A 13,991-nucleotide genomic window follows, 5' to 3' on the forward strand; every position below is an offset into this window, starting at 1 on the left:
AGTGGGTGCGGCGTGACCGATTTCGACTCCTACCAGCAGCCCGGCCCGGCCGAGCCGGCGTGGCAGCAGTACCCGCCGTCCATGCCGACACCGGCCCCGCCTGCGGCGATGCAGCCTTACTACGGGACGCAGCCGTACCCGGTCCAGCCCTACGCGGCGCAGGCCTACCTGTCGCAGCCCTACCCAGCCCAGCCCTACCTCGCTCAGCCCTACGCGATGGCGGCGTACCCGATGCTGCGCACGAGCGGCATGGCGGTGGCGGGCATGGTCATCGGCATCCTGGCGCTGATCGCCTTCTGGGTCCCGTTCGCGGACCTGCTGCTCGGTTTCCTGGCGATCGGCCTGTCGTGGGCCGGCATCGTCCAGGGCGGCCGGCCCGGCTACACCGGCAAGGGCATGGCGATCGCGGGCCTGATCTGCGGAATCATCGGCGTGATCCCGGCGCTGATCGTGATGCTGTTCTTCTTCGGCCTGTTCGCCGCCGCCGGCGCGTGCGGCATCGCCTGCTGAGCGGCAGCGCCAGCGGCGGAAATGACCACGACCTTCGGCGGTACACCCCACCCAGCCGTCGTGACATGGTGAACCCAAGTGTCACGGTGAATGTTTTTCATGTTCACCGTGTGGTCAACGTCGTCCGGCACGGTGCTGGGCAACCGAGATACCTGGGGAGCGAGACACCATGGCCGAACTCACGCGGCGCACCTTCGCCACCGCCGGCGCCGCCGGTCTCGGGCTGCTGCTCTGCACGCCCACCGCGAACGCGCTCGACCGCGCGCTGCGGCTCACCGCCACCCGCTCCGTCAGCACCGCCGGGACGACCCTCGAGCAGGTCGCGACCGGCGGCGGCACCGCGACCTACTCCCGGCTGAGCGCCGGCCCCGGCTGGCCGCTCGTCGTCCGCGGCGATCTCGCCGCCCCGCAGGCCGGGCGCGACGACCGGCGCCGCGCGCTCAGCGCGTTCGTGCAGTTCACCGACCTGCACATCACCGACACCGAGAGCCCCGCGCGCTTCGAGTACCTGCACCCCTACATCGGCTCCGCGCACCGGCCGCAGGAAGCGCTGGGGACCGTCGCGACCAGCGCGCTCGTCGAACGCGTCAACAGCGTGCGGCAGGGCCCGTTCACCGGACGGCCGTTCGACCTCATGGTCACCACCGGCGACAACACCGACAACCACGAGCTGATCGAGCTCGACTGGTTCCTCAAGCTGCTCAACGGCGGCAGCATCACGCCGAACTCCGGCGACGCGAGCGCGTACGAGGGCGTCCAGAACTCCGGCAACAGCACGTTCTGGAACCCGGCCACCCCAGGCGCCGACGCCTACTCCGCCAAGGGTTTCCCGCAGCTGCCCGGCCTGCTCGAAGCGGGCATCGGGACGTTCACCGCGCCGGGCCTCGACGTCCCGTGGTTCTGCACCTTCGGCAACCACGACGACAGCATCGTCGGGTCGCTGCCGGCCCAGATCCCCGGCATCGACGCCTGGTACACCAGCAAGTACAAGGTGATCGGCAAGGACGAGAGCACCGCGAAGAAGCTCGCCGCGGCCATCAAGAAGCCGGGCTCGAGCGTGCCGGTCGCCGAGCTGTTCGGCGGCGGGGGCACGATCCGCGAGATCACGCCGGACGCGCGTCGCCGCCCGTTCAGCACCGGCGAGTTCGTCCGCGCACACCTGGACACGGCCAACACCGGCCCCGGCCCGGTCGGGCACGGCTTCGGCGCCGACAACGCCGACGGCAAGGCCGTTTACTACACGTTCCGGATCGCGCCGGGCATCACGGGCATCAGCCTCGACACGACGACCGACGCCGGGTTCGCCGACGGCTCGATCGGCCTCGCGCAGTACAGCTGGGTCGAGTCGACGCTCAAGCGCGGCAGCTCGGCGTACTACGACTTCTTCGGCCGCAGGGTCACCCACAGCGTCACCGACGAGCTGTTCCTGCTGTTCAGCCACCACACCAGCGGCTCGATGGGCAACCTGCTGCCGGACTCGCGCCACCTGCTCGACCCGCGCCTCGACGGCAACGCGTTCGTCGCGCTGCTCAAGCGCTTCCCGAACGTGCTGGCCTGGGTCAACGGCCACACGCACCGCAACCAGATCACCGCCCACGCCGGCGGCACGCCGAAGCAGAGCTTCTGGGAGATCAACACCGCGTCACACGTCGACTTCCCGCAGCAGGCCCGCATCGTCGAGGTAGCGGACAACGCGGACGGCACGTTGTCGCTGTTCACAACGCTGATCGAGGCGGAGGCACCGTACGCCGTGGATTACGACGCCCGGACCCCGCAAGCGCTTGCGTCCCTCTACCGCGAGCTGTCGTACAACGACATCCACGTCGACCTGGGCCGCGTCGGCTCGGACGCGGACCACAACACGGAACTGCTGCTCGTCAACCCGCTGAGCTGACGCGTTACCCCGGAGGTAATCGACCCGCGGCGCCGGCGTCCGGCAAGCTGCGCGGCATGACCGATCCCGAGGGCACGCAGCTCTTCCACCGCTCCATGCCGTTCTCCGAACGCCTCGGCGTCGAGGTGTGCGAGCACGGGCCCGCGCTCGTGCGCAGCCGGCTGAAGTGGGACGAGAGCCTCTGCACGCTCGGCGGCGCGCTGCACGGCGGCGCGCTCATGGCGCTGGCCGACTCGACCGGCGCCGTGTGCGCGTTCCTCAACCTGCCCGAGGGCGCGCAGGGCACGACGACCGTCGAGTCGAAGACGAACTTCCTGCGCGCGGTGCGTTCGGGCTACGCCACTGCGTCGTCCAGACCACTGCACGCGGGCCGCAAGTTCGTCGTGGTGGAGACGGAGATCCACGACGACGACGGCAAGTTGGTCGCGAAAGTGACACAGACCCAAGCCGTCCTCTAGGTACCTGTTTACATACCCGGCCGGACCGGCGAAAATCCCTGGCTACTGGGTGGGTCGAGCGAGGAGCCGGGATGCGGGTACGCAGTTTGTTCTCCCTATTGTCCGTTGTGATGCTGACGGCGGTGACGGCGCAGGTCGCCGAGGCCGCGCCCGGCCGGCCGGGCGACGACGAGTCGATCGACTACCACGAGTGGGCCGGCGGCCGCCTGCACGAGGGCAGCTTCGCCGGGCTCGCACTGACCCGCGACGGCCTGCGCATCACCCGCCCGATCGGCACGGTCGAGCACACCGAGCCCGAGCTGGGCACGACGAAGACGTACGAATACGGCCAGTGGACGTCCCCGTCGTACCGCCAGGGCTTCGGCGCGACGCAGCTGGTGTCGTCGTGGAACGCGCAGACGCCGGCGAAGACCTGGCTGCAGGTCGAGGCGCAGGGCAGGACGGCGGCGGGCGCGGAAACCGGCTGGTACGTGATGGGCCGCTGGGCCAGCGGCGACGCCGACGTCCTGCGCACCAGCGTCGACGGCCAGGACGACGCGAACGCCCTGGTCGACGTCGACACGCTGGTCACGAAGGCCGGGGTCACGCTCAAGTCATACAAGCTGCGGATCAGCCTCTACCGCGAGGCGGGCTCGCACGCGACACCGTCGGTGACGTCGCTGGGCGCGATGACCTCGGCGGTGCCGAGCCGCTTCGACGTCCAGCCGACGAAGCCGGGCCGCGCGAGCGGGATCGAGCTGAAGGTGCCGGCCTACGCGCAGAACCTCCACAAGGGACAGTTCCCGCAGTACGGCGGGGGCGGCGAGGCGTGGTGCAGCCCGACGTCGACGGAGATGGTGGCCGAGTACTGGGGCAAGAAGCCGTCGGCGGCGGAGATGTCGTGGATCCCGTCGGACTACGTCGACCCGTCGGTGGCGTTCGCGGCGCGCTACACCTACGACCACGCCTACGACGGCACGGGCAACTGGCCGTTCAACACGGCTTACGCGGCGTCACGCGGGCTGCGCGGGCACATCACCCGGCTGCACTCGCTGAACGAGCTGGAGAACTACATCGTCCGCGGCATCCCGGTGATCACGTCCCAGTCGTTCCTGGCCGACGAGCTCGACGGCGCGGGCTACGGCACGGCGGGCCACATCATGGTGGTGGTCGGCTTCACCAAGGACGGCGACGTGATCGTCAACGACCCGGCGTCCAGCAGCAACGACCGGGTGCGCAACGTCTACAAGCGGGACCAGTTCGAGAAGATCTGGCAGCGCACGCAGCGCTACCGCGCGGACGGAACCGTAGCGGGCGGCCCGGGCGGGATCGCGTACATCATCACGCCGGCCTAAGCCGTGAATGTCGCATTGAGGGACTCGGAGTCCCTCAATGCGACATTCACGGACTTTCACCAGGTCTGGCCCCGCTTCAGCTCGGGTCGCGCGGCCCCTCGTCGGGACAACCGCAGCCGCCACCCTCCCGGGGCGTCGGCAGCCGTCGCTCAGGCGGGCTCTGCGGCGGCAGCGCCGTGACCATCATCGTGTCCGCGTACAGCGGGCCGATCCGGTCCGCGCCGTTCGGCGAACCGAGTGGCGCGTCGCGCCCGGGAAGGATCTCGGTGAAGAACCGGCCGTTGTCCCGGGCGTGCTCGTCGAGGGCGGACAAGGGGTCTTCCACGTACGAGACCGCCCCCACCGGGCAGACCGCCTCACAGGCGCCGCACTCGAAGCACTCGGTCGGATGGATGTAGAGGCTCCGGTAGCCCTCGTAGATGCAGTCCAGGGGACATTCGTCGACGCACGCGCGGTCCTTGAAGTCGACGCAGGCAAGGCCGATCACAAACGCCATGCGTGAAACCTAGCCACATCCGCTCTGTCCGGATAGATCTCGTGCCAGACTTTCGGAGCCATGCAGCGCCCACTGTTGTTCCTCGACGTCGACGGTCCGCTGATCCCGTTCGGGCGGACTTCCGGCGAGTACCGGACGTTCACCGACGCCGATGTGGGCAATCCGCTGCTGTCCCGGATCGACCCGGGGCTCGGCCCGCGGCTGCTCGCCCTCGGGTGCGACCTCGTCTGGGCCACCACCTGGATGGAAGACGCCAACGACTGCGTGGCTCCGCTGGCGGGCCTGCCACCGCTCCCGGTGCTCGACTTCCCCGACGACGACGCCACCGGCCCGCACTGGAAGACCCGGAGGATCGTCGAGCGGGCCGCGGGCCGCACCTTCGTCTGGATCGACGACGAAACCACCGACGTGGACCGCGCCTGGGTGGGCGAACACCACCCCGGACCGGCGCTGCTCCACACCGTCGCACCGAGCGTCGGTCTCACGACCGGTGACCTCGGTGTCATCGCCGAATGGCTGGCCCAAGTTGCGTGAAGCGCAACCTGTTGCGCCATCATCACCGACTCTCACTCATGCGGATGTCGCCATCTGCGCGTCATCCGTGGCAAGCTGCGGACGAACCAGCAGTGCAGCCGGAAGGTGGATACATGCCGTACGAGGTCCAGGGGGTCGTTTCGCGGGCGAAGGGCGAGCCGGTCTCGCTGGAGACGGTTCTGGTGCCCGATCCCGGGCCCGGCGAGGCCGTCGTCAACGTGCAGGCCTGCGGGGTCTGCCACACCGACCTGCACTACCGCGAAGGCGGGATCAACGACGACTTCCCGTTCCTGCTCGGCCACGAGGCCGCGGGCGTCGTCGAGGCCGTCGGGGACGGCGTCACCGACATCGAACCCGGCGACTACGTCATCCTCAACTGGCGCGCGGTCTGCGGCACCTGCCGGGCGTGCAAGCGCGGCAAGCCGTGGTACTGCTTCTCGACGTTCAACGCCACCCAGCCGATGACGCTCGCCGACGGCACCAAGCTGTCGGCCGCGCTCGGCGTCGGCGCGTTCCTCGAGAAGACGCTCGTCCACAGCGGACAGTGCACGAAGGTCAGCCGCGACGCCGAACCGGCCGTCGCCGGGCTGCTCGGCTGCGGGGTGATGGCCGGGCTCGGCGCGGCGATCAACACCGGCGCCGTCACCCGCGGTGACTCGGTCGCGGTCATCGGCTGCGGCGGCGTCGGCGACGCGGCCATCGCGGGCGCGAAGCTGGCCGGGGCCACCACGATCGTCGCGATCGACATGGACGACCGGAAGCTGGAGTGGGCCAAGGACTTCGGCGCCACCCACACCGTCAACAGCCGCGGGCTGAGCGAAGAAGCCGTCGTCGAGGCCATGCAGGACGCCACCAACAGCTTCGGCCCGGACGTCGTGATCGACGCCGTCGGCCGGCCGGAGACCTGGCGCCAGGCGTTCTACGGCCGCGACCTGGCCGGGACCGTCGTGCTCGTCGGCGTGCCGACGCCGGAGATGCGGCTGAACGACCTCCCGCTGATCGACTTCTTCTCGCGCGGCGGCTCACTCAAGTCGTCCTGGTACGGCGACTGCCTGCCGAGCCGGGACTTCCCGATGCTGGTCGACCTCTACCTGCAGGGCCGGCTGCCGCTGGACAAGTTCGTCACCGAGCGGATCGGCGTCGACGGCGTGGAGCAGGCCTTCGAGCGCATGCACCACGGCGACGTCCTGCGTAGCGTGGTGACGTTCTGACGCTCTTCGTCGACGAGGACTACCCGGCCGACCCCTACCCGGGGACCCGGCCGGGTTTCTCCTTCGTGCACACCGACGGCGCCGGCTATCCCCTGGACACGGCGCCGGACGGCTGGCGCGAACGCCAGGCCGTGCTGGCGTACGGCTCCAACGCGAACCCGTCGAAGATCAGCTGGATGCGCGCCGAGCTGGGCCTGCGGGGCCCGGTCGTCGTCGCGCACGCCCGGTGCGACGGCCTCGCCGCGGTCTGGGCGTCCGGCCTGCGCTACCGCGACGGCCAGCGCCCGGCGACGCTCACCGCGCTGCCGGGCGTCGAGGAGCACGCCGTCTGGTTCGTGACGCCGGACCAGCTCGCGGTGCTGGACGTCTGCGAGGGCCGCGGCAACCGCTACCACCTGGTCCGGCTGACCGACCCGGACATCACGCTCGAAGACGGCAGCAAGGTCACCGACGTCCTGGCCTACATCGGCGCGATGCCGATCCGCTTCCCGTTGCTGGTCGACGGCAAGCCGGTGCGCACCGCCGACGTCCCACAGGCGCAGGCGATCGAGCTGCGGGGCGAGGAAGCGCCCGGTCCGGGCGTCGCGTGCGAGGTCGTCGAGCCGCCGGACGGGCGCACCTTCCCCTAGACCAGCTTCCCGGGGTTCAGGATCCCGGTCGGGTCCACAGCGGACTTCGCCGCGCGCAGCACCTCGACGCCGAGCTTGCCGATCTCCGCGCTCAGGTACGGCGCGTGGTCGACGCCGACGGCGTGGTGGTGCGAAATCGTGCCCAGGCCGCTGATCGCCTCGCACGCCGCGGCCTTCGCGCGCTGCCACTGCCCGACCGGGTCGGCCTGGTCACGCGCGGTCAGCACCGTGAAGTACAGCGACGCGCCCGTCTCGTACGCGTGCGAGATGTGGCACATGACGATCGCGCGGCCCAGCGACGCCGTGAGCGCCGCGCGGACGTCGTCGCGCAGTTCGTCCACAGTGGACCAGTACGTCGCGGTCTCCAGCGTCTCGACGCACACGCCGCGGTCCATCAGGGCGTCGCGCTGGCGCGGGCCGCCGAACCGGCCGTGCCGCCAGGACTCGCCGAGCGCCTTGCCGACGCGCACCGCGCCGAGCGCTTTCAGCCGGCGCGTGGTCTCGCGGCGTCGGACCGCGACGTCGTGCGCGGTGCCTTCCCAGCCGACGATGAGGAAACACGGCCGCCGCACCCCGCGCGCGGCCAGGTACCTGCGCAGCGCCGTCGTCTTGAGCCCGGCGTTCAGCGCGAGCGAGACCTCGGTCTCGTCCACATCGGACAGCCGGGTGACGTCGGCGAGCACGTGGTTCTGGGCGAGGTCGCGGACCGCCGCCGCGCCGGCTTCCCAGCCGGGCAGCGCGTAACCCTCGTACCGCTTGACCGGCGGCGCCGGCCGGACGCGCAGCGAGACCTCCGTGATGACGCCGAGCGTGCCTTCGCTGCCGACGGCGAGCTGGCGCAGGTCGGGGCCGGCCGCGGACGCCGGGGCAACGCCGAGCTTCCACTCGCCGCGCGGGGTAGCCAGCCGGACGCCCGTGACCATGTCCTCGAACCGGCCGTAGCCCGACGACGCCTGGCCGGCCGAGCGCGTCGCCGCGAAGCCGCCGATCGTGGCGCGTTCGAACGACTGCGGGATGTGCCCGAGGGTCAGGCCGCGCTCGCCGAGCAGCCGCTCGGCTTCCGGCCCGCGGACGCCGGCCTGCAGCACGGCGATGCGCGATTCGGTGTCGACCGACACCAGCGCGTCGAGCCGGACGAGGTCGAGCGCGATCACGGACGTCTTCCCGCCGCTGAGCGCCGCGACCCCACCGACCACAGAGGTCCCGCCGCCGAACGGGACAACTCCGACATCGTGGCGCACGCAGACGTCGAGCACCGCCTGGACCTCGTCCGGCCCGGCGGGCAGCACGACCGCGTCCGGCACCGGGAAGTCCGCCGCGGACGACCGACGGCGCAGGAGATCCAGGTAGGACAGCCCGGTGGCCCGCGCGAGCCGCGCCGCGTCGTCGACCAGCACGTTCGCGGTTCCGACGACCTCGGACAGCGCTTCCACTGCAGACTCGACCAAACTTGACGACGGTATTTTCACCGTCAATTCGGCCACCTGTGCAGCGCCGGGAGCCACCTGGCCTATACGCTGTTCAAGCCACTTCGCCGCCCGCGCGGGCAGCTGGGCGGCGTCGGCGGCTTCCGCGGTCCAGGACTGACGGAGACGGTGGTCAATCAGCTCGTTCACGACTACAGTGTGACATATGGACGTGAAACGTCACACCACGCAGACCGCGGGATCTTCCGCGCTCGCGGACACCCGTAACCGGCAGACGGCGACGCGAGTGGCCGATGACGTGCTGCTCGACGCCGCGCGCACCTGCGTGCTGGCCGTCGGTGTGCGCCGCACCACACTCGCCGAAATCGCCCGCACCGCCCGCGTCAGCCGGATGACCGTCTACCGCCGGTTCCCGGACGTGCGCAGCGTGCTCGCCGCGTTGATGACGCGCGAGTTCAGCGGCCTGCTCCGCACGGCGAGCGAACGCGGCGCCGAGGCGGCGGACAGCCGTGAGCGGCTCGTGCTCATCGCCTCGGCCGGCATCCGCGCGCTGTCGAACGACCCGCTGTTCCGCACACTGCTCGACGTCGACCCCGAACTGGTGCTGCCGTACATCGTGGAGCGGCTCGGCGCGACCCAGCGGTTCGCCGAGCAGGTGCTGCACCAGCTGCTCGAAGCCGGCCACCAGGACGGCTCGGTCCGGCGCGCGCCGGTCGCGGCGCAGGCCCGGTCGGTGCTGCTGCTGGTCCAGTCCTTCGCGTTCTCGCTGCGGCCGGCCACGATGGACCTCGACCCGGCGGCGCTGATGGCGGAGTTCACCCACGTGCTCGACGCGGCCTTGAAACCATGACGTCCGGTTCGCTCAACGCGCAGCGCCGCGAACGCGAGCTCGCGGAACTGGCGTCGGGCGAGCGCGTCGACGTCATCGTGGTCGGCGGCGGCGTCACCGGCGCCGGGATCGCGCTCGACGCGGCGTCCCGCGGCCTGTCGGTGGCGCTCGTCGAGGCGCACGACCTCGCCTTCGGGACGTCACGCTGGTCGTCGAAGCTCGTCCACGGCGGACTGCGGTACCTGGCGCACGGCGAACTGGGCTTGGCGCACGAGAGCGCGGTCGAGCGCGGCATCATGATGACGCGCACGGCACCGCACCTCACGCGCGCGATGCCGCAGCTGTTCCCGTTGTACCCCAGCACATCCCGGACGCAGCAGGCGCTGGTGTCGGCGGGCTTGCGCGCGGGCGACGGCCTCCGCCGAGCCGCGCGCACGCCGTCGTCGGTGCTGCCGCGCCCGCGCACGATCCCGGCCGCCGAAGCCCTGGCGCTGGCACCCGGGTTGTCCCCTTACGGCTTGCGCGGCGCGTTGCTGGCCTACGACGGCGCTCTTGTCGACGACGCCCGCCTGGTCATCACCCTGGCGCGCACGGCCGCGACGTTCGGCGCCCGCATCCTGACCCGGCTGTCGGCGCTCTCGGTGACGGCCGACCGCGTCCGCGTCCGCGACGGCGTTTCGGGCGACGAGCTGGACCTGGTCGCCCGCCAGGTGATCAACGCGACGGGCGTCTGGGCCGGCACGCTGACCGGCTCGGTCCGCCTGCGCCCGTCGCGCGGTTCGCACCTGGTGCTGGCGCCGGGAACGGTCCCGATGGGCACGACGTCGATCAACATCGGCGTGCCGGGCGAGACCAACCGCTTCGTGTTCCTGCTCCCCCAGCCGGACGGCCGCGTCTACTTGGGACTGACGGACGAGCCGGTTTCGGGCCCATTGCCGGACGTACCAACGGTTCCCGAGTCCGATGTGGACTTCCTGCTGTCACTGGCGTCGTCGGTCCTGTCACGCCCGCTGACCCGCGACGACATCGCGGGCTCGTACGCCGGCCTGCGCCCGCTGATCGAGGGCACGGGCGGCCGATCGGCGGACCTGTCCCGCAAACACGCGGTGCTGGCGGGTTCCGACGGCCTGCTGACGGTGGTGGGCGGCAAGCTCACGACCTACCGGCGCATGGCGGAAGACGCGGTCGACGCCGCGGTCCGGCTGGCCGGACTGCCGGCTTCGCCTTGCCGAACGGCCCGGCTCCCCCTGCTGGGCGCGGCCCGCCGCGAGGATCTGTCCCTTGTGGACGCTCAACCCCGCTTGGTAGCCAAGTACGGCACGGAGGCCCCACGGGTCGCGGCACTGGGCGAGCTGGACGCGGAGTTCGCGGCCCCGGTGTCCGACGGCACGGAGATCACCGCGGCGGAGATCGTCTGGGCGGTCCGCAACGAGGGCGCCCTGGACGTCGAGGACGTCCTGGAGCGCCGCACCCGCCTGTCCCTCATCCCGTCCGACGCCGCCGCGGCGACCCCGCGCGTGGCGGAGCTGGTCGACAAAGCCCTGGCCGGCCTGGCCTGATCCCGAGGCTCTCATACGCCCCAATGTGGCGTTGGGTGCGCTGGACGCACCGAACGCCACATTGGGTGCGTCAGATGCACCCAACGCCACATTGGGGCGCTTCGGCGCGCGCGAAAACTGAGGCTTGATGTTCTCTTAAGTTGACGAGTCGTTGGGTTTTTGCAACAGTACGTTTTATGAGTCCGGTCAGACGCGGCAAGGAGCTGCCGATCCACAACCGGCTGCCCGTGTTGAGAGCCGAACGCGGGATGAGCCGGGCCGCGCTGGCGAATGCCGTCGAAGTGAACCCGCAGACCATCGGGGCGCTCGAGCGCGGCGACCACTATCCGAGCCTGGACCTGGCCTTCCGGATCTGCGCGGTGTTCGACCTGCCGGTCGAAGCGGTGTTCAGCCGCGAGCCGTTCCTGCCACTGTCCACCCAGGTTTACCGCGAGGGGGGAGCATGACCATGATCGAACAGCAGGGTCGGCTGGCGGCCTACTGGGAACGTCAGCTCGACAAGATGGACGAACGCGAACTGCGGCACGCCCAGCGGCTGCCGGGCTGGCGCGACCGGCGGCACCGGCGCGCGCTGGCCGGAGTGCTGGCCGGCGCCGACCTGGTGCTCGTCGGCAGCGCGGCCGTCTTCACCTTGGTCTCGCCGTGGCTGTACTTCGGCCTCTGGATGGGCTCGCTGCTCGCCGGCGGAGCCGCCTTCACGCTGCTGAAGATCCTGACCGGCCGGATGAGCGGGAGCTTCTCCCGGCTGCTGGACGAGCGCGAACGCGAGTGGCGCCACCGCGTCACCTACATCGGCTACCTGGCGCTCGTCGCGCTGATGCTGGTCGCGATGTTCTACACCCTGGTCGTCGCCGGGCAGGCCGAGGGCGCGTTCCGCGGCGTGATGATGATGTCCGCGCTGCTGGTCACCGGCACCACCGTCCCGCCCGTCGTGCTGGGCTGGTCGCTGCCGGACGACGACCCCGAGGACTTCGAAGAGGGGGACGCACATGGGTGAGGGGAACCTGGAGATCGACGCGATCTCCAAGCGCTACGGCGCGAAAGTGGCGCTCGACGGCGTCACGTTCGACGTCCGCGCCGGCGAGCTGTTCGGCTTCGTCGGCAGCAACGGCGCGGGCAAGACCACGACGATACGGATCGCACTGGGGGTGCTGGCCGCGGACGGCGGCGAGGTCCGCTTCGACGGCAAGCCGATCACGCACGAAACCCGCACGCACATCGGCTACATGCCGGAGGAACGCGGGCTGTACCCGAAGATGAAGGTGCTGGACCAGCTCGTCTACCTCGCCGAGCTGCACGGCCTGACCACGAACGAAGCCCACCGCAACGCCGAAGCCTGGATCACCCGGCTCGGGCTGGCCGAGCGCCGCAAGGACGAGGTGCAGAAGCTCAGCCTCGGCAACCAGCAGCGCGTCCAGCTGGCCGCGGCGCTGGTGCACGACCCGGCCGTGCTGGTGCTCGACGAGCCGTTCTCCGGCCTCGACCCGCTGGCCGTCGACGTGATGAGCGCGGTGCTGCGCGAGAAGGCCGCGGCCGGCGTGCCGGTCGTGTTCTCCAGCCACCAGCTCGACCTCGTCGAACGGCTCTGCGACCGCGTCGGGATCATCCGCAACGGCCGGATGGTCGCCGTCGGCACCGTCGGCGAGCTGACCGCCGAAGCCGGCAGCAAGCTCGTGGTGACGGCGCCGGGTGCGCGTCCCGGCTGGGCCGCGAGCCTGCCCGGCGTGCGCGTGCTGGAGGAACGCGACACGACCACCGTGCTCGGCCTCGAACCGAGCGCCGACGACCAGGCCGTGCTCGCCGCCGCGCTGTCGACCGGGCCGGTCACCGAGTTCAGCCACCGCCGCCGCACACTGACGGAGCTGTTCCGCGATGCCGTCTCCCAGAACGACACAGCGGACAAGGGGGAGCCACGATGAGGACGCTGAATGGCCGGCGAGCTGTCTGGCTCGTGATGAAACGCGAGCTGAACACGCGGCTGCGCACCCGCTCGTTCGTGATCGGCACCGTCGTGATGCTGGTGCTGCTGCTGGGTTACGTCGGGTTCCAGACGGCGCTGGCCGGGGCGGCGGACAAGCGCACGGTCGGGCTGACCGGGCAGGCCATCGGGATCGCCCAGCAGCTGCAGACCAAGGCGGCGCAGTCGGGCCAGCAGATCTCGACGGTCATCGTCACCGACCCCGCCGAGGGCAAGCAGAAGGTCGAGGACGGCGACTTCGACGCGCTCGTCTCGGGCAGCGCGGCGAAGCTGACCGCCACCTATAAGTCCTCTTTGGACAACAGCCTGCGCACGGTGCTCGACCAGGTCGCGCAGCAGCAGGTGCTCGACGGCGTCCTCTCGGCCGCGCAGCTCGAACCCGCCGACGTGATGGCGCAGGTCAACGGCACCCACGTGCAGGACGACGCGCTGTCGCCGGAGCCCGCCGACCACACGGAACGGCTCATCCTCGGCGTGATCGTCGCGTTCCTGCTCTACATCAGCATCATCACCTACGGCATGATGGTCGCCCAGGGCGTCGTCGAGGAGAAGTCGAGCCGGGTCGTGGAGATCCTGCTCGCCAGCGTGCGGCCGTGGCAGCTGTTGCTGGGCAAGGTGATCGGGCTCGGCCTGGTCGGCCTGACGCAGCTGGTCATCCTCGCCGCGGCCGGGCTCGTCGCGGCGACGGCGACCGGGGTGCTGTCCCTGACCGGCTTCGCGACCGGCGCGTTGCTGTGGGGCCTGCTCTGGTACCTGCTCGGGTTCCTCTTGTACGCCACGATCTACGGCGCGCTCGGCTCGCTCGTGTCGCGGCAGGAGGACACGCAGTCCGTGGTCGGGCCGATCAACATCGTGCTGATCATCGGGTTCGTCTCCGGGTTCAACCTGCTCCTGCAGGACCCGGACGGCACGGCGACCAAGGTCGTCTCGCTGATCCCGCTGCTCTCGCCGATCCTGATGCCGGCCCGGATCGCGACCGGCGCCGCGACCGGCTGGGAGATCGGGCTGTCGCTCGGGCTGACCGTCGCGCTGGTCGCGCTGCTCACCTGGCTGGGCGGCAAGATCTACGGCAACAGCGTGCTGCGCATCGGTAGCCGCATCAAGCTGTCGGAGGCCCTGCGCGGCTGAGCCA

The 13,991-nt window shown here is 70.8% G+C and carries 15 protein-coding genes; 13 read left to right on the top strand and 2 right to left on the bottom strand.

All coding sequences use genetic code 11. The features are described from left to right. Positions 1 to 12 precede the first annotated feature (12 nt). The 4 genes from MUY22_RS07090 to MUY22_RS07105 all read left to right on the top strand — a co-directional run bounded on the left by MUY22_RS07090 (position 13) and on the right by MUY22_RS07105 (position 4,196). On the top strand, positions 13 to 510 hold the full coding sequence (locus MUY22_RS07090; RefSeq protein WP_247058320.1) for a DUF4190 domain-containing protein: 498 nt from the start codon (positions 13 to 15) through the stop codon (positions 508 to 510). Positions 511 to 679: 169 nt separating this feature from the next. Continuing rightward, the gene (locus tag MUY22_RS07095; RefSeq protein ID WP_247058321.1) at positions 680 to 2,404 is read left to right on the top strand and encodes a TIGR03767 family metallophosphoesterase; all 1,725 of its coding nucleotides are present in this window, start codon (positions 680 to 682) and stop codon (positions 2,402 to 2,404) included. 56 nt (positions 2,405 to 2,460) lie between these two features. Then, positions 2,461 to 2,862 carry a PaaI family thioesterase gene (locus MUY22_RS07100; RefSeq protein WP_247058322.1) on the top strand — a complete coding sequence of 134 codons (402 nt, stop codon included), beginning with the start codon at positions 2,461 to 2,463 and terminating at the stop codon, positions 2,860 to 2,862. Between the two features lie 71 nt (positions 2,863 to 2,933). After that, positions 2,934 to 4,196: a peptidase C39 family protein gene (locus MUY22_RS07105; RefSeq protein WP_247058324.1), complete on the top strand. Its 1,263-nt coding sequence runs from the start codon at positions 2,934 to 2,936 to the stop codon at positions 4,194 to 4,196. A gap of 76 nt (positions 4,197 to 4,272) precedes the next feature. Here the strand turns inward: MUY22_RS07105 and fdxA are convergent, their stop codons facing one another. Further along, positions 4,273 to 4,692, bottom strand: coding sequence for a ferredoxin (gene fdxA / locus MUY22_RS07110; protein WP_305879359.1), 420 nt, complete (start codon positions 4,690 to 4,692; stop codon positions 4,273 to 4,275). 60 nt (positions 4,693 to 4,752) lie between these two features. Here fdxA and MUY22_RS07115 point away from each other — a divergent pair, with 60 nt between their 5' ends. The 3 genes from MUY22_RS07115 (at position 4,753) to MUY22_RS07125 (ending at position 7,066) form a co-directional block, all read left to right on the top strand. Next, positions 4,753 to 5,226 carry an HAD domain-containing protein gene (locus tag MUY22_RS07115; protein ID WP_247058327.1) on the top strand — a complete coding sequence of 158 codons (474 nt, stop codon included), beginning with the start codon at positions 4,753 to 4,755 and terminating at the stop codon, positions 5,224 to 5,226. 113 nt (positions 5,227 to 5,339) lie between these two features. Continuing rightward, positions 5,340 to 6,437, top strand: coding sequence for an S-(hydroxymethyl)mycothiol dehydrogenase (locus tag MUY22_RS07120; RefSeq protein ID WP_247058328.1), 1,098 nt, complete (start codon positions 5,340 to 5,342; stop codon positions 6,435 to 6,437). 65 nt (positions 6,438 to 6,502) lie between these two features. Continuing rightward, positions 6,503 to 7,066 (top strand): gamma-glutamylcyclotransferase family protein, encoded by a 564-nt coding sequence (locus MUY22_RS07125; RefSeq protein WP_247058330.1) that lies wholly within the window; start codon positions 6,503 to 6,505, stop codon positions 7,064 to 7,066. On the opposite strand, the gene MUY22_RS07130 is transcribed toward MUY22_RS07125, so the two are convergent. Then, entirely contained in the window at positions 7,063 to 8,682 is a 1,620-nt protein-coding gene (locus MUY22_RS07130) for an FAD-binding oxidoreductase (RefSeq protein WP_247058332.1), read from the bottom strand. The genes MUY22_RS07125 and MUY22_RS07130 overlap by 4 nt on opposite strands. 97 nt (positions 8,683 to 8,779) lie before the next feature. On the opposite strand from MUY22_RS07130, the gene MUY22_RS07135 reads away from it, so the two are divergent. The 6 genes from MUY22_RS07135 to MUY22_RS07160 all read left to right on the top strand — a co-directional run bounded on the left by MUY22_RS07135 (position 8,780) and on the right by MUY22_RS07160 (position 13,987). Beyond that, positions 8,780 to 9,343, top strand: a complete 564-nt coding sequence (locus MUY22_RS07135) for a TetR/AcrR family transcriptional regulator (RefSeq protein ID WP_247063704.1) — start codon at positions 8,780 to 8,782, stop codon at positions 9,341 to 9,343. Beyond that, positions 9,340 to 10,881, top strand: a complete 1,542-nt coding sequence (locus tag MUY22_RS07140) for a glycerol-3-phosphate dehydrogenase/oxidase (protein ID WP_247058334.1) — start codon at positions 9,340 to 9,342, stop codon at positions 10,879 to 10,881. Before MUY22_RS07135 ends, MUY22_RS07140 begins: the two co-directional genes overlap by 4 nt. A 176-nt stretch (positions 10,882 to 11,057) precedes the next feature. Continuing rightward, on the top strand, positions 11,058 to 11,327 hold the full coding sequence (locus tag MUY22_RS07145; RefSeq protein WP_247058337.1) for a helix-turn-helix transcriptional regulator: 270 nt from the start codon (positions 11,058 to 11,060) through the stop codon (positions 11,325 to 11,327). Beyond that, positions 11,324 to 11,878, top strand: a complete 555-nt coding sequence (locus MUY22_RS07150) for a hypothetical protein (protein WP_371827587.1) — start codon at positions 11,324 to 11,326, stop codon at positions 11,876 to 11,878. Before MUY22_RS07145 ends, MUY22_RS07150 begins: the two co-directional genes overlap by 4 nt. Beyond that, the gene (locus MUY22_RS07155) at positions 11,871 to 12,800 is read left to right on the top strand and encodes an ABC transporter ATP-binding protein (protein WP_247058339.1); all 930 of its coding nucleotides are present in this window, start codon (positions 11,871 to 11,873) and stop codon (positions 12,798 to 12,800) included. The genes MUY22_RS07150 and MUY22_RS07155 overlap by 8 nt, the downstream gene beginning before the upstream one ends. Then, positions 12,797 to 13,987, top strand: a complete 1,191-nt coding sequence (locus tag MUY22_RS07160) for an ABC transporter permease (protein WP_247058341.1) — start codon at positions 12,797 to 12,799, stop codon at positions 13,985 to 13,987. The genes MUY22_RS07155 and MUY22_RS07160 overlap by 4 nt, the downstream gene beginning before the upstream one ends. Positions 13,988 to 13,991: the final 4 nt, after the last annotated feature.

It is taken from the genome of Amycolatopsis sp. WQ 127309, assembly GCF_023023025.1.
Classification (GTDB): domain Bacteria; phylum Actinomycetota; class Actinomycetes; order Mycobacteriales; family Pseudonocardiaceae; genus Amycolatopsis.

What these genes read in the sequence shown, in the direction of transcription:
- MUY22_RS07095 (WP_247058321.1), top strand. Translation starts at nt 680, where the DNA reads ATGGCCGAACTCACGCGGCGCACCTTCGCCACCGCCGGCGCCGCCGGT.
- MUY22_RS07100 (WP_247058322.1), top strand. Translation starts at nt 2,461, where the DNA reads ATGACCGATCCCGAGGGCACGCAGCTCTTCCACCGCTCCATGCCGTTC.
- MUY22_RS07105 (WP_247058324.1), top strand. Translation starts at nt 2,934, where the DNA reads ATGCGGGTACGCAGTTTGTTCTCCCTATTGTCCGTTGTGATGCTGACG.
- fdxA (WP_305879359.1), bottom strand. Translation starts at nt 4,692, where the DNA reads ATGGCGTTTGTGATCGGCCTTGCCTGCGTCGACTTCAAGGACCGCGCG.
- MUY22_RS07115 (WP_247058327.1), top strand. Translation starts at nt 4,753, where the DNA reads ATGCAGCGCCCACTGTTGTTCCTCGACGTCGACGGTCCGCTGATCCCG.
- MUY22_RS07120 (WP_247058328.1), top strand. Translation starts at nt 5,340, where the DNA reads ATGCCGTACGAGGTCCAGGGGGTCGTTTCGCGGGCGAAGGGCGAGCCG.
- MUY22_RS07140 (WP_247058334.1), top strand. Translation starts at nt 9,340, where the DNA reads ATGACGTCCGGTTCGCTCAACGCGCAGCGCCGCGAACGCGAGCTCGCG.
- MUY22_RS07145 (WP_247058337.1), top strand. Translation starts at nt 11,058, where the DNA reads ATGAGTCCGGTCAGACGCGGCAAGGAGCTGCCGATCCACAACCGGCTG.
- MUY22_RS07150 (WP_371827587.1), top strand. Translation starts at nt 11,324, where the DNA reads ATGACCATGATCGAACAGCAGGGTCGGCTGGCGGCCTACTGGGAACGT.
- MUY22_RS07155 (WP_247058339.1), top strand. Translation starts at nt 11,871, where the DNA reads ATGGGTGAGGGGAACCTGGAGATCGACGCGATCTCCAAGCGCTACGGC.
- MUY22_RS07160 (WP_247058341.1), top strand. Translation starts at nt 12,797, where the DNA reads ATGAGGACGCTGAATGGCCGGCGAGCTGTCTGGCTCGTGATGAAACGC.